This is a genomic window from Ferruginibacter paludis (genome assembly GCF_030409685.1).
Taxonomy (GTDB): domain Bacteria; phylum Bacteroidota; class Bacteroidia; order Chitinophagales; family Chitinophagaceae; genus Ferruginibacter; species Ferruginibacter paludis.
The window spans coordinates 1-15204 of sequence record NZ_JAUFQJ010000010.1 but is presented as its reverse complement, the minus strand read 5'-3'; the positions used below and the strand labels follow the sequence as shown (position 1 = coordinate 15204).

The 15204-nt window shown below is 41.7% G+C and carries 12 protein-coding genes; 9 read left to right on the top strand and 3 right to left on the bottom strand.

Annotated elements, in window-relative coordinates; all coding sequences use genetic code 11:
* Positions 1 to 249: 249 nt before the first annotated feature.
* Positions 250 to 1905 (bottom strand): amino acid permease, encoded by a 1656-nt coding sequence (locus QWZ08_RS17685; RefSeq protein ID WP_290338843.1) that lies wholly within the window; start codon positions 1903 to 1905, stop codon positions 250 to 252.
* Between the two features lie 142 nt (positions 1906 to 2047).
* Between QWZ08_RS17685 and QWZ08_RS17680 the strand changes: the two genes are divergently transcribed.
* The 4 genes from QWZ08_RS17680 (at position 2048) to QWZ08_RS17665 (ending at position 6277) form a co-directional block, all read left to right on the top strand.
* Entirely contained in the window at positions 2048 to 3619 is a 1572-nt protein-coding gene (locus QWZ08_RS17680) for a dicarboxylate/amino acid:cation symporter (protein ID WP_290338842.1), read from the top strand.
* Between the two features lie 33 nt (positions 3620 to 3652).
* The gene (locus QWZ08_RS17675; protein ID WP_290338841.1) at positions 3653 to 4336 is read left to right on the top strand and encodes a DedA family protein; all 684 of its coding nucleotides are present in this window, start codon (positions 3653 to 3655) and stop codon (positions 4334 to 4336) included.
* Positions 4337 to 4362: 26 nt separating this feature from the next.
* On the top strand, positions 4363 to 5598 hold the full coding sequence (locus QWZ08_RS17670) for an MFS transporter (protein ID WP_290338840.1): 1236 nt from the start codon (positions 4363 to 4365) through the stop codon (positions 5596 to 5598).
* Positions 5599 to 5689: 91 nt separating this feature from the next.
* The gene (locus QWZ08_RS17665; protein ID WP_290338839.1) at positions 5690 to 6277 is read left to right on the top strand and encodes a DUF922 domain-containing protein; all 588 of its coding nucleotides are present in this window, start codon (positions 5690 to 5692) and stop codon (positions 6275 to 6277) included.
* Positions 6278 to 6433: 156 nt separating this feature from the next.
* On the opposite strand, the gene QWZ08_RS17660 is transcribed toward QWZ08_RS17665, so the two are convergent.
* Positions 6434 to 8428: a transporter-like protein gene (locus QWZ08_RS17660; protein WP_290338838.1), complete on the bottom strand. Its 1995-nt coding sequence runs from the start codon at positions 8426 to 8428 to the stop codon at positions 6434 to 6436.
* Positions 8429 to 8598: 170 nt separating this feature from the next.
* Here QWZ08_RS17660 and QWZ08_RS17655 point away from each other — a divergent pair, with 170 nt between their 5' ends.
* The 5 genes from QWZ08_RS17655 to QWZ08_RS17635 all read left to right on the top strand — a co-directional run bounded on the left by QWZ08_RS17655 (position 8599) and on the right by QWZ08_RS17635 (position 13696).
* On the top strand, positions 8599 to 8895 hold the full coding sequence (locus QWZ08_RS17655) for an ATP-dependent Clp protease adaptor ClpS (protein WP_290338837.1): 297 nt from the start codon (positions 8599 to 8601) through the stop codon (positions 8893 to 8895).
* A gap of 230 nt (positions 8896 to 9125) precedes the next feature.
* Positions 9126 to 9767 (top strand): leucyl/phenylalanyl-tRNA--protein transferase, encoded by a 642-nt coding sequence (gene aat, locus QWZ08_RS17650; RefSeq protein WP_290338836.1) that lies wholly within the window; start codon positions 9126 to 9128, stop codon positions 9765 to 9767.
* A 184-nt stretch (positions 9768 to 9951) separates the two neighbouring features.
* Positions 9952 to 11538, top strand: a complete 1587-nt coding sequence (locus QWZ08_RS17645; RefSeq protein ID WP_290338835.1) for a sensor histidine kinase — start codon at positions 9952 to 9954, stop codon at positions 11536 to 11538.
* 107 nt (positions 11539 to 11645) lie between these two features.
* Positions 11646 to 13001, top strand: a complete 1356-nt coding sequence (locus tag QWZ08_RS17640; protein ID WP_290338834.1) for a serine hydrolase — start codon at positions 11646 to 11648, stop codon at positions 12999 to 13001.
* Positions 13002 to 13003: 2 nt separating this feature from the next.
* The gene (locus QWZ08_RS17635; protein WP_290338833.1) at positions 13004 to 13696 is read left to right on the top strand and encodes a LytR/AlgR family response regulator transcription factor; all 693 of its coding nucleotides are present in this window, start codon (positions 13004 to 13006) and stop codon (positions 13694 to 13696) included.
* A gap of 412 nt (positions 13697 to 14108) precedes the next feature.
* Here the strand turns inward: QWZ08_RS17635 and QWZ08_RS17630 are convergent, their stop codons facing one another.
* Positions 14109 to 15095 carry a DUF4062 domain-containing protein gene (locus QWZ08_RS17630; RefSeq protein WP_290338832.1) on the bottom strand — a complete coding sequence of 329 codons (987 nt, stop codon included), beginning with the start codon at positions 15093 to 15095 and terminating at the stop codon, positions 14109 to 14111.
* Positions 15096 to 15204: the final 109 nt, after the last annotated feature.

The window sequence follows — 15204 nt, the reverse complement described above, 5'->3', positions numbered from 1 at the left end:
AGCAAGGTTGAGCTGATCGATTACACTATCAACAATGCGGACAGGATGACCCTGCGGTATCCTTTCCTCCCAGCTTTGGGGAATCAGCAGCAACTGATTGCGGGTGTAGGTTTTAAATTTTGCTTGTGCCATACTATACATGCCGCAAAATCAATGCAAATCCTGAACCCGTTTTTCCACAACTGTGAATTAAAAAAGGCTGCCCCTTTTGAGACAGCCTCTTTATTTTTGATTAGCAATATTTATTTTTTATACTTCGGCAGATGTTTTCACCTGCGATAATTTGAGTCCAAAAATGATGAAATGAATTACAGCAATTACAGTAGAAATCATGAAGAGATTATCGTCGCTTCCTGCATCCAGGGAGCTTTTATGAATATAGGCTATGACCACCAAACCCAAGCTCAGCAGCAGACCTACTTTGCTCACAATTGATACACCTTTGCGGTTAAATACACCAGGACCAAGCAGGCTGTATTTAACACCATAAAAAAGGTATACATCCAAACCAATTAACATCCAAACAATTAAACGTATCCATGTATCGGTAGGCAAAAATACCATCATAAACAGGCAGGTAAAAACGCCCAATATCGGAATAACCGGTACCCAGGGTGTTTTAAACGCACGGGGAAGATCTGGTTGCGCTTTTCTTAAAACCACCACACCAATGCAAACCAATATAAAGGCAAATAGCGTTCCTATACTGGTCATTTCTCCCACCACCCGTGCAGGAACAAATGCAGCAAAAAGGCTTACCACGAACATAAACAATAAATTATTTTTTGAAGGTGTGCGGTATTTCGGATGAACCTCACTGAATACTTTTGGAAGCAATCCATCTTTACTCATGCTGTAAAATACGCGGCTTTGTCCCATCAGCATCACCAAAATAACGGAAGCATATCCGCCGAGAATGGCAATGATAATGGCTTTGTTTAACCAGGGATAGTCAGGGTGAATAACACCAGCAGCATCCGCTTTACCCATGTGTTCAATAGCAACCGCTACCGGGGCAATACCATCCTGTCCGCGGAAAGTAGTATAACTGGTAACACCCGTCATAACATGTGCAAACAAAATATACAATACAGTACAAATAGCCAGTGATCCCAGGATACCGATCGGCATATCTTTTTTGGGATTTTTTGCTTCCTGGGCTGCAGTGCTAACGGCATCAAAGCCTATGTAAGCAAAAAATACAATGGCTGCTGCACGTATGATGCCGCTAAATCCAAATTCACCAAACTTGCCTGTGTTTTCTGGAATGTAAGGATGGTAGTTGGCGGTGTTGATGTAGCCATATCCCAAGACAATAAAAATAAGTACTACCAATACTTTTACGCCTACAATAACTGCATTCACCTTCGCAGATTCTGAAGTTCCTTTTATTAGCAACAAACTCATGCACACCACGATAAACACAGCAGGCAAATTGATAATTCCACCATCCCAGGGTCCTACGGTATAAGAAGGATCTAAATGCAGGCCAAAAGATTCCAAAAATTTAACAAGATACCTGCTCCAGCTTATACTTACGGTCGCCGCGCCAACTGCATATTCAAGCACAAGGTCCCAGCCAATAATCCATGCAATAAATTCGCCCATTGTAGCGTATGAATAAGTGTATGCACTACCTGCAACAGGTATCATGGAAGCAAATTCAGCATAACACAACCCGGCAAATGCACACCCTAATGCCGCCACGATAAATGAAATCGTAATTGCAGGACCTGCCTGGTTAGCCGCCGCACCACCAGTAATAGAAAATAATCCTGCACCAATGATTGCTCCAATACCCAACGCAATCAACGAACGGGATCCCAGTGTCTTTTTTAATCCATGTTCGGTATCCGTCGCCTCTGCCATTAATACACTCATTGGCTTCTTTACAAATAAACTCATATATCTGTTTTGGTTTGGTTTTAAAATAATGATTAGGCAAAATAATCAAAAATAGCTTACCAGCAGTGGCAATTAATCATTTTTACTCACTGGCAGCCCATAACAAGCATTAAATACTATATTGCAATTCTATTTTTTAAGTATGGAAATAAAACCCGCAGGGCGCAGTAAACTCACTTTATACATTGGTATTGCATTGTTAGCCGGCATCGCGGCAGGGTTTATTCTTAATAAAAATTATGTTGGCATCGAAAATACGAGCATTGCCAATGCTGACATTCAGCTGGCACATATTGATAATGCCATGCTGCCTTTCGAAACCATTAAGGATACCACGGCTGCCAATGCGCTGCTGGTTGTACAAAAAAAGTTACAGTCGCAAAAAAAGGAAGCCGAAAAAAGTTTGCTGAGTACGCCTGATGAAACGCAATCACTGGCCGAAATAAAAATACTCTCAGATTCCATTCAGCAATTACAGTTAAAATTAGCGGCACTTACAGATACGGCTTCGGCAGGTTATAAAACGTTGCAAAAGCAACGGGATATCATCGCAGTACAAAAAAGTAACAGTATCAAATCAAGAGACGGCAAGCTTGACTGGTTTACTATTTTGGCAGATATCTTTTTACGCCTCATAAAAATGATTGTCGCACCACTGGTATTTACAACCCTTGTGGTAGGTGTTGCTAAATTAGGCGACATAAAAGCCGTTGGCCGAATTGGCGGTAAAACACTGCTTTGGTTTATCAGCGCTTCCCTGTTGAGTTTGTTGCTCGGCATGTTACTGGTAAATTTATTTGAGCCTGGAAATGCGATGCATCTGCCACTTCCCGACAGCCATGTTTCAACCGGTATTGATAAAGCTGCGTTGACATTGAAAGATTTTTTCTACCACGTTTTTCCAGCCAGCGTAATTGATGCAATGGCTAAAAATGAAATTTTACAAATTGTGGTATTTGCCCTGTTTTTTGGCGTGGCTGCGGCCGCTTTGGGTGAGATTACAAAACCGGTCATACATGCACTGGATGCAATCGCACATATCATTTTAAAAGTAACCGGCTATGTAATGGGTTTTGCGCCTGTTGCCGTGTTTGGTGCCATGACGGCCATTATCGCAAAGCAGGGAATTGGCATTCTAAAAACCTATTCCATTTTTATCGGGGAGTTTTATTTTGGGTTGCTGATGTTGTGGATCGTATTAATATTGATAGGTTCGCTGTTTATAAAAAAACGCGTTTTCACTTTAATCAAAAGAATGAAAGAGCCCATCTTGCTGGCCTTTAGTACCTCCAGTAGTGAGGCCGCTTTTCCCAAGACAATGCTGGAGCTGGAACGTTTTGGATGCAAGGATAAAATCGTAAGTTTTGTTTTGCCCCTGGGCTATTCATTTAACCTGGATGGCAGTATGATGTATATGACTTTCGCTTCGTTATTTATTGCGCAAAGCTATGGTATGCACATGCCACTTGGTACACAACTCACCATGCTGCTGGTGCTGATGCTTACCAGTAAAGGAATCGCTGGCGTGCCAAGGGCGTCGCTTGTGGTGATTGCTGGTACACTGGCTACATTTAATATACCCGAGGCAGGCATTGCGTTATTGCTGGGCATAGATCCTTTGCTGGATATGGGCCGCAGCGCTACGAATGTGGTAGGCAACAGCATCGCAACAGCCGTAGTAAGTAAATGGGAAGGCGAACTTGAACATAAATAATTACAGCTATTTTTACATCCAGATATATTTTTTATGCTTGATTTAATTTTACTTGATTTTCACTGGACACAATTATTGCAACCGCAATGGTATATTGAAAATGGAGGCCTTTGGTTTATTGTGTTTGCTGTTTTTGCTGAAACAGGTTTGTTTGCCGGCTTTTTTTTACCCGGCGATTCGCTGCTTTTTGTGACCGGGATTTTTAGTAACGACCTGGTACAAAAAGGACTGGGTATCAGCTTCGGCGGTTCCTTTATTAACCTGGTTGTATTGGGCATTGTAATTTCTCTTGCAGGCATACTCGGCAACTATGCCGGTTACTGGTTTGGCAGAAAAAGCGGGCCATTTTTATTTGAACGCAAAGACACTTTTCTCTTCAAGAAAAAATATTTGTTACAGGCCAAGGAATTTTACGATAAGCATGGCGGCGGGGCAATTGTGATGGCAAGGTTTATACCAATCGTTAGAACATTTGCGCCGATCGTAGCAGGTATTGTAGGCATGGATAGTAAAAAATTTACCTGGTACAATGTTGTTGGATGTGTGGCCTGGGTTTTCTCTATGTTGTTTGCAGGCCACTACCTGCAGCAGCTTTTTTTAAGAGCATTTCATTTTGACTTAACCAAGCACCTGGAAGTAATTGTAATAGGCATTGTGCTGATTACAACAGCGCCGGTGTTTATTAAAATATTTACCGAAAAAAAGAAGAAAAAATAAGCTGCCTGTTCTAACTGATTTGACATATGCAAAAAACTACTTCTTCTATTTTTACAATTGCCGTATTGGTTGCAGCCCTCGGCTATTTTGTTGACATCTACGATTTGCTGCTGTTTAATATTGTACGAGTAGACAGCCTCACAGATATGGGACTTTCAGCCGCCCAGGTAAAAACTGAGGGCGAATTTATCATCAGCATACAAATGATGGGGCTATTAATCGGTGGCATTATCTGGGGCGTTATGGGAGATAAAAAAGGCCGCTTGAGCGTACTATTCGGTTCTATTGTTTTGTATTCTCTGGCCAATATTGCCAATGGTTTTGTACATACATCTGACCAATATGCACTCACCCGTTTTATAGCTGGCATTGGCCTGGCCGGGGAATTGGGTGCTGGTATTACGCTGGTAACAGAGTTGGTGCATAAAGATAAGAGAGGGCTAAGTACTTCATTTGTAGCCGGCATCGGGTTGATGGGGGCAGTGGCTGCATTTTTTGTTTCACAGAATTTTAGCTGGCGCATGTGCTATTTCATCGGCGGAGGTTTAGGTTTTTGTTTACTGATATTGCGCATCACCGTTTTTGAAAGTGGCATGTTTACACAGACAAAAAAATCCGGTGTCAGCCGCGGCAACTTCTTCATGTTTTTTACAGATTCCCGGCGTTTTAAAAAATATATCTGCGCTATTTTAATTGGCTTGCCTACCTGGTACGTAATTGGTGTACTGGTGGCTTTTTCCAATAATTTTGCGAGGGAATTTGGCATCACAGAAACTGTGAAGCCAAAGGTTTCTACCATGTTTGCGTACCTGTGTATTTCGATTGCAGACTTGCTGATTGGTTTTGTAAGTCAATCGCTTAAAAGCCGAAAAAAAGCATTGTATATTTTTTATATTCTCACTATCATCTCAATTGTATTTTTCTTTAACCAGCAAAATGGCACCGCTGCGGGCATGTATGTTATATGCGCTGCACTTGGCTTTGGTACTGGATTCTGGGCTATTTTTGTTACCATGGCTGCCGAACAGTTTGGTACTAATTTACGGGCCACTGCCGCTACTACAGCACCGAATATGGTAAGGGGCGCAGTGCCGCTGATATTTTTAATTTTTAACTGGCTGCAGACCGTATTCTCTTCCATGCCACATCCATATGTTACAGCGGGATGGGTTACGGGCGCTATTGTGATGTCTGTTGCCATCGTAGCAGCTTATTTTACAGAAGAAACTTTTGGCAAGGATTTGAATTATGTGGAGCAATAATTGCCGGCCTTCGCTGTTAATATAATTGTAATTCTGTATGGCAGCATTTAAACACTGTACTATTTGACTGTATTTTCGTTTATCAATTGATATGAAAAAATATTTCGCTCTTCCGCTGATCACCTTTCTTTTTTCATTTGGTGCAGCTGCGCAAAAATTACAGGTAGATGTGCAGTATGTCATCACCGATGCTTCGGCTGACAAGCCCGTTATTTTTTATACACCAGATCGTAAACTGAGCTGGGATGATTTTAAAGGCAAGCCTGTGTCAGCAAGTGAAGCGGCCGCCATTACCAATGCAGGCTTTGGTTTTAAAATGATGTTTAAATCAGAAAATAATGTGGCCACACTGCACTTAACCGTGGATTGCACTTTTTCAGTAAGTGACAGCTGGGTAAAACACAACCGCAAAACGTCCTATATTTTAAATCACGAACAGCACCATTTTGATTTAGCCTACCTGTACGCCATGCAGTTTGTACACAACTTAAGAGTGGCGAAGTATACCATGAACGACTACACCAAAGTGCTTGATAAAATTTACAATCAATGCCAGGCTGACTTAACAGCCGCCCAGAATGCCTATGATGCTGAAACAAAAAACAGTCAGCTGGCGGATAAACAGGAATTATGGGATAAAAAAATTGATGCCCGGATGACAGCTTATTTAAAGCAGTAATATAATACCTAACCTTTTTGGTTGTTGCTATCACTCATTATATCCGGCCCGAAAACCAAAGCCCATTAAAATACTTTTGTACAATTGTGCGACGCCAATGAAGTACCACAAAGCTTCTTAGCCAGGACAAAAAAACTACACAATAATATAGGGAGATTATTTCAAATGCGCAGCAGTGCGAAACCCCGGTGCTCTTACAAAATCCTGCGGATATTTTTTTATATAACGCCACAGAATGCCTAGAAACTGCGGGTAATCTTTTAAATGAATGCCACGGCTTTTTACCGCCACCAAAAATGCCAGGCCAAAACTTACAGCAAAATTTAAAAACCCAATACCCATCACACCAATGAAAGTGTACCATATTTCTTTGGCTGTCACCTGGTGATCCAGACCAAAAAAGCCAATGGCAGAGTTGGCCGCCGAAATAGTAATGTGGCGGATATCGAAAGGGATACCAAATGTTTTTCCTATAAAGCCGGCCATTCCCAAAAAGAAACCAAGCGAAATATTGCCCATCAGCGAACCGAGGTTGTTCTCTACATAATGCACAATTTTATACCGCCGTTTTTCGCTGAAACTATTTTTAAAAGAAGCCAGGTTGCGCAGGCGTTCCGCAATTCGTCCGTACACCACATAATTTTCCACATACCCTGCAATTAAACCGCTGGCAAATAAAAAGAAACCGGTAAAGCAGGCATACAGCCAGGCCAGGCTATGTAAAGGTTGCTGCTGCTCCAGCAGCTGGTGCGCTGCAGTGCCTTCGGCAATTTTTACACCGGTGGCCTGGAAAAATAGCCACGCTAAAAGATAGGTAAGCGGAAATACAACAATGAGGTTTCCGGTAAAGGATGCCAGCTGCGTGCGGCTTACCTTACCAATTGTAATGGCCAGGTTTCTAAGGTCGGGTTGCTCACCAATTTTTTGTGCGTCAAACGAACTCGCCACATTATTGGCGGTATAGGCGGGCTGTTTGGTAGCCAGCGTTGAACCCGTATCCTGTATTAAAATAAAGCCCAGTGAATAGTTGGTGCTGTACAAAAAGCCATGCCAGAAGGGGGCCATGGTAATTTTTGAGAGCAGGTTTTTTATAACACCGATAAATGAAATAATAATACCGCCACCGGCAGCGCTTTTAAACATGCGCCAGAAATCTTTTCGGGTGGTGGTGATAAATTTTTCGCCCGTGCGCCCACCATGTTCCGCAATCTGGTAGGCAAGGTAGCCGGTGTTTTCACTCAAAAATTCGCGGATGGAATTCTTGCGGCTTTCGTTGTGTACAACCGTTTTAAAATAGGCAACAAAACGTTCTGTATTGAAGGAGTTATCCATGTCCAGCACATCCAGTATGATGAATAGTCTGTCTACCTGTTGCTGCAAGCGGGTAATGATAAAGGTTTGCGCCAGGCTGGTGCCGTAAGCTATCCGCTGCTCTCTTATCCACTGAATGGTTTGATTGCAATTGTGCAGGGCCTCTGTAATATTGGCGAGTAAAAGCCGTTGCGTGTCTAGGTTGGCAACGCTGCTTTGCAGGTGCAGGTATTCATTCACCAGCCGGGTTTGTTCTAAAAAAGGAAAAATAGCATTTTCAATATTTTCATATCGTTGCGTAATTTCTTTTTCAAGGCCCAGCGTGGTAACGCGGTGACTCAATATTTGTAAGGAGCGCTGCAGCTGGCTTATCAGCGCAGGTTCCGTCATGTTGATCTGTATGCCCAGTATCTCAAAAAACTGTATCCATAAATCATTGTCAATGCCGTCTACCCATATATGATCTCTTTTTTTATAAAATATACGGTTGATGACATACAGGAAATTATCGGGTGTTTGCAGCTCGGGTAATATCTTATGCAAAATTTTCCCCCTGAGTTCCTGCACGAAACCCCTGCTGCTTACAATGCCGCTTTCAGTTAATGCATTTACAATATTTGTTTTTAAAAACTGCGTCAGCAGGGCTTTGCGCATGGAAAAGAGCGAACTCCTGTCCTGGCTCATCTGGTATAACAATGCCTTAAAACGCAGGGTAGCTTGTTCAATGTCTTTGGCGCTGTCCGGGCGGATGGTGTCAATCAGTTCTACCAAAAAATCGAGGCTGCGGTTGGCGGAATGCAGGGGCAACACAATCGCCTGCTGCTTTTCTGCCTTTGGCAATGCCTCCTTGTTTTTTTTTGATGACCGCAGCATAGTTGGTTGATAAGGGTGAAGGATTAATAACGCCAGATACTCCTCCTTCTATACATTCATGACAAAATAACTGTGGATTATGTTGCACCGCATTCATATCCGTTTTCAAAATTTCAGCTTATTTTTGCAGTGAAAGCATGACAACTACAAATAACCATACTAAATTTAAAGAAGAGGTAGACGTACTCGCCGAACTGGATGCCTACCATAGCCTGGTAGTATGGAACGATGAAGTAAACAGTTTCGATTGGGTAATAGAAACCCTTGTAGACATTTGCGGCCATTCGCCTGAACAGGCGGAGCAGTGCGCTATTATCATCGACAGCAAAGGAAAATATGCCGTTAAAGACGGTAGTTACGATTACCTGAAACCCATGTGCGACGCCATTACAGAACGGGGTATTGGCGCAACGATTGAAGTGATAGCAGGGTAGCCCCCGTCCCCTAAAGGGGAGTTATTTATCTTGCCTACTGTGCCACGATGACCTTACATGAACAAATCATTAACTTTTTTGGTCCGGGCTAATTAACCTTCCTCTACATTCTTGCGTCGCCCTCTTTTACCGCATACCATCGGGCAACTTTTACCTAAGCGTAGTGACTGAAGCAATTTTATTTTACCATCGGCGGTCTGATTAGGGAGTACAAATTTTATCTTTGCACCATGGTTGTTTTAAATGATAAGCTCATATTTCCTCCTGTTGAAACAGCTACTCCTGAAGGCATCATTGCTATTGGAGGTGATCTTAGCACGGAAAGATTATTACTGGCTTACCGCAGCGGCATATTTCCCTGGTACAGCGAAGGCGAACCCATTGTATGGTGGTGCCCCGACCCAAGGTTTGTATTATTTCCTGAAAAATTACGTGTAACAAAAAGCATGCAATCAGTGCTCAACAATGGCACTTTTCGTTTTACGATTAACCGGGCTTTTACCAAAGTATTACAAAACTGTAAAACCATCACCCGCAAGGAGCAGGAAGGCACCTGGATTACACCAGCTATCGAGCACGCCTATACGCAGTTGCATGAGCAAGGCTTTGCACACAGCGCAGAAGCATGGATGAACGGTGAACTTGTAGGAGGATTGTATGGCATTCGTCTTGGCAATGTATTTTTTGGTGAAAGTATGTTCAGCAAACAAAGCAATGCCAGCAAGTTTGCATTTATAAATTACGTGCGCCAGTTGCAAAAAGAAAAGGTGGCCTTAATAGATTGCCAGGTTTACACAGCGCATTTAGAAAGCCTGGGCGCTGGTATGATCAGCCGCAATAAATTTTTGGCGCTACTGGCGGATAACCTGTAGGCTGGCTGTTTATGATCTTTCCATTGTTTTTCACTGCTGAATACCGGTTTAAATTTTTCTTTTGATAGCCCATTTCGTAACAAATAATTTATTGGTTCCGTTTCCATCACATTTTTTACGGGTTCCGTCACATAGCCTGTAAGGCCTTCTACCCGGAGCTTACTTTTGTTTAAAATACAACACGATGAAAGTAAGATGGCGCCAGCACGAAATGATTTTTGTAACCATGGTTGCCGCGATGATGCTGGGCGGTTATGTGTGGCGCATGCGTAACACAGCATGGCAGCAATATGCCGGGCCTTTTATCAACAACCATGTGCCGTTTAATTTATTCCGCAATGTGTTATTGCCGGATATTGGCGTAGCGCTGTTGCTATATTGTACATACCTTTTTTTAAACGTGGTAACAATTCCGCGTTTTACCTCGCCAAAAAAGTTGGAGGCTGGCACGGCCCAAATAACAGTCTCACTTAAAAAAATAATAGCCTCCGGACTTGCCGTAAAAATATTAAAAAAAGTATTGTGGCTGATTGTACAATTTGTTTTGATTGTTTTGTTGCTCGGTACTGCTTACAATGCAGCAGTTTATTTAAGTCATGAGTGGCAATTTCATTACCCTGGATTTTCCATCTTTTTCAATAAAAACAATCCCAACTCGCAGCTGGATATCCGGGGCGGATATGCGGTGATTGTTTTTTTACTTGGCGTCTATTTGCTGTATGTTTTAATCCGAGAAACAGTTATCAATGCCATTGAAAGATCTTCTGGCAGGCGGGCGTTCCGCACCGTTATTTGTAACCAGGTAACCGTTTTTTTTATACAGATTTTTTTGGTGCCGTTCTTCCTGGTTTCGTTTAACCTGGTGCATGGTGGCAGGTTTGTCATAGCCTTTTTTTCGCTGGTTATCCCGCTGTTCCTGGTTTTTATGAGCAATACCTATTGGCTTTTTCCACTCAAAGGTGAGGGGTCATTTTTTGCGAGGCCAGTCATTAACCGTTTGCTCATAACAACCTTTTTATTCACCCTGCCTTTTCCTTTGGCTTTCCCCACAGATCACATCAGTGTTTTTATCATCGGCTGGGCCATTCAGTTATTGGTTGTAACACCTGTTACCTGGCTTATTTATCAGCAAAAGAAAGATAAAATATTGGCACTCGTGGGTGCACAAAAAGCCCTGGTAAAATCAACAGCTGATCTGCAGTTTTTGCGATCGCAGATTAATCCGCACTTTCTGTTTAATGTGCTCAATACGCTGTATGGCACTGCCCTGCAGGAGAAGGCAGATCGCACTGCCACCGGCATTCAGCAATTGGGCGATATGATGCGTTTTATGCTGCACGAAAACAACCTCGACCGGATTGACATGAACCGGGAAATTGATTACCTCAATAATTATATAGCACTTCAAAAATTGCGCACCCAATCATCGCCGGAAATTATTATTGAAGACAATATCAGTGAACAAAGCTGTCACCACAAAATAGCCCCCATGCTGCTGATTCCGTTTGTTGAAAATGCTTTTAAACATGGCATCAGTCTCACAGAAAAATCATGGATAAAAATCAACCTCGCCTGCAATGAAAAAGAAATCATTTTTTCTGTACGCAACAGTATGCATTCCCGGCAGCAGGACGATCCTGAAAAAGAAAAGTCAGGCATTGGTTTTAAAAATGTGCTGCAACGGTTGAAACTGATCTACCCCGGCAAACACACGATTACAGCGAATGGAGAGGGCAAAGAGTTTTTTGTGCAACTTTCCATTCAGCCATAAATAAACAGGAACAAAAAATATTATCAAGCAATAAAAAGGTATCACGTCCAGGCTTGGCGAAGCGGTCAGTATTTTATAACCCGGTCAACTTAAATAAACTAAATAACATGAAAAAAATAATTGTATTTGCCTTTGTGGTAGCATTCTCGCAAATTGTATTTGCACAGGACTCTACAGTCAGAAAATTAGACGAGCTGGTAACTGCTTTTACAAACGTGGGCAGGTTTAATGGTGCTGTACTGGTAGCACAGCATGGTAAAATATTACTGCAAAAAGGGTATGGCATAAAAAACGCGGAAGATAAAAGTATCAATGAAGCCAGCACAAGATTCCAGATAGCATCTGTCACAAAGCAATTTACGTCAGCTGTTATTTTAAAGCTGGTGGAGTTGCATAAAATGACGCTGAATGATAGGCTTAGTGAATATTACAGGGATTTCCCCCAGGGCAATCTTATTACCATCAAACATTTGCTCACACATACTTCGGGGATAAGAAATTTTACAGAAGAAGATTCTTCCATCAATACAGCTGAGGAACTAAAAACGGTGCAGTATTTTGAAAGATTAAAACCTGATTTTGCACCCGGAACAGACTGGCACTACAGTAATTCAGGCTATGTACTGTTGAGTTATATTATTCAAAAAGTGGCTGGCATGAGTTACTGGCAGGCGGTGGGGAAATACATATTTACACCGTTAAAAATGAACAACAGTGGCTTCGATTTTATACATCTTGCCCGTGATAAAAAGGCGACCGGTTATGATTTTTTAACGGACTCTTCCCGTCAACCTGCTGACATCACAGACTCTACAGGTCCCTTTGGTGCGGGGGCAATTTACTCAACGGTAACAGATATGTATAAATGGCATCTTGGTTTGCAGACGTATAAGATTGTAAATAAAAAGTGGATGGATAAAGCTTATACACCCTGCGCTTTGCATAATTATGGCTACGGCTGGCAAATAGATTCTGTGTATGGCAGAAAGATGGTGTCGCATAGTGGTTCTATTTCAGGCTTCGGAAGTAATTTTGCAAGAATACCGGAGGATGATATTTGCGTTGTTTTGTTAAGCAATAAAAGTGGTTCTACAGGAGAAGTAATGCATATAACGGATAAACTGCTTGCCGTGTTATATCATCAGCCATACAGCATACCAGTCAAATTAATACCAGTTGCCATTGAGCCAGCGGTTTTAAAGAAATATATCGGTACTTATACCATAGAAGAAATACATTTAACAATGGATGTAACTGCAGGCGACGGTATATTGATAGCCCAACCTAAGAGAGACGGGCATCCGGGACCAACATCCTTGTTACATCCTTTGAGTAATATTATTTTTTATGATGAGCATGACGAAGACCTAAAAGTGACTGTTGACATAGATGCAACAGGTGAAGTAAAAGGCTTAAAAATTTTACAGAAAGGCGTAACAAAATATGCGAATAAAATAAAGTAAACATGCTGAAAGCAATTGCCATAGATGATGAACCCATTGCACAGGAAGTGGTGAAAAGCCTCTCGTCAAAAATTTCATTTATTGAGCTGGCGGCCACTTTTACCAATGCGTTTAAGGCGATAGAATATTTGCAGAAAGAAAAAGTAGATCTTATTTTTCTGGACATCAAAATGCCGGATATTTCAGGGATTGATTTGTTGAAATCTCTCACCAATCCGCCGATGGTTATCTTTACCACAGCCTACAGTGAACATGCCGTGCAGAGTTTTGAACTGGATGCGATTGACTATTTACTAAAGCCGTTTTCACTGGCCCGTTTTTTAAAAGCCTGTAATAAAGCACAGGAGCAACTACTGCTGAGAAGCGGTGCCACAGCGGATATAAAGGAGCCGGGAGCCATTTTTATAAAAAGTGGTTACGAGCAAATACGGGTAGAAGTCAGTGATATTTTATATGTTGAAAGTAGCGGTAATTACATGCAGTTTGTTTTGGAGAACCGTAAAATTGCCTCCCGCCTCACCATGAGTGAAACAGAAGCTTTATTGCCTGCACCCGATTTTATCAGGGTTCACCGCTCTTATATCGTATCAAAAAAGCACATTCACAAAATGGATAGAAAAAGTATCTGGATAAAACAAACAGAACTTCCGATTGGCGCTGCTTATATTTCAGCAATTGAAAAAATAATCAAGTAAAAAACGCATCAGGTGCATGGTTGACAGGCTGACCGGTACGCAGGCTCCCTGCGCATTACCTGGTAATATAAATGGAGACAAGAGATAAATACAAGTAGCAACTGAAGGGTTACCGAATTTAAATCTCCTTCCCGTCAGAGCACGCCGCTGTTGTGTCTTATGACCAACAGCCGGAGCGTTATCCCGGCAGACTACTGCAAATTCTAACTGGTCTTCCGTATTTTATCTCAGCAGGGAGGTGGCTGGTTGATTCTTATGATAGATGATTTGGAGTGCCTGCTCATTGTTGAACAATTCATCTTGCGTGGCTTCGGTTGTTGGTCATAAGACACAACAACGGCTCACGGGTTAGTAGCAGTATTTGGTTTGATGAGTGAACACCAACAACTAGAAAAGTTGTTAGCTACAGTACTTATTTCTTTAGAGCCCTCAACTGCATCATTACTGTTTCACCATAGGGCGTCAAAGACCAGTAAACACCTGCATCTTTGATACTGCGTTTCTTATCACTCTTAAAAATTAGACCTAATGCAATTAGTTGAATTTTTATTGTTTGAAAGTCAACATTTGCAACATCAATGCTACTAGGACGCTTATGATATTTTTCGTCGATTTTATCTCTCAGATAATCTCTCAACTCATCATGAAGGTTGTCTTCTGTTGCTTCGTCCACCATAACCGGAGCAAGAATGAAAAATATTTCATTCCATGAAAGTTCTATTTTATCATTGTGGTCGCCTGCGTAATACCATCTATAGTTGAAGTTAAATTTATCGTCTCCTTGTTGCAATGTTTCAGAGCCAACAGGAGCAAAAACTCTAGCTTTCTCAAGTCTTCCCTTTAATTCTTCGTTCTCTTTTCTGAGAACGCCAATCTCCCTATTTGCTTCATCGCTTGTAGCAATATTTGCTTTTATCCACCCTATACGGGGTTTGGCTTTAATCAGCTTAACCAAACTCCTACTAACTTGTGAGCCTAAATCTGATGGACTGGTCCAAAGCCTGCACATTTTGGTTTTTGCAAGCTCTATAAATTCTTTTAATTTTTCTTTGCCGGCATCGGAAACTTCTGTTTTGTCTGCAGCTATTTTTCCTGGCTCCCCATTAATGAAGGATATAACTGGAATTCCTTCTGATATAGCGAACTCATATTCCATTTGTGTATAGCTTTTACCAGAGGGCCCAATTGAACCATATCTCCCGCCGACTATTAAAATATAGTAGTCGCAATCCTTTATGAGTCCTTTTATCAATGTCCACTGGTCGTCATCAGCAGCTGGAAATAGCTCCATTCCAACAGGAATACAATCAAGTTCAAGAAGTGCTTGCATAACTTCTTGCCTTTCTTCTATTAAATCAATGTAGGTTGAACTTACAAAAACTTGGTACTTAATGTCCATTGTGATAGTGTTGGTTTAGTATTGTAGCTAACTCGTTTATTGACGCAACTTCTATGATGAGTTTGTGCTGCACCAGTTAGAAAATAATTTTTATATTTTTTTGCCTTCT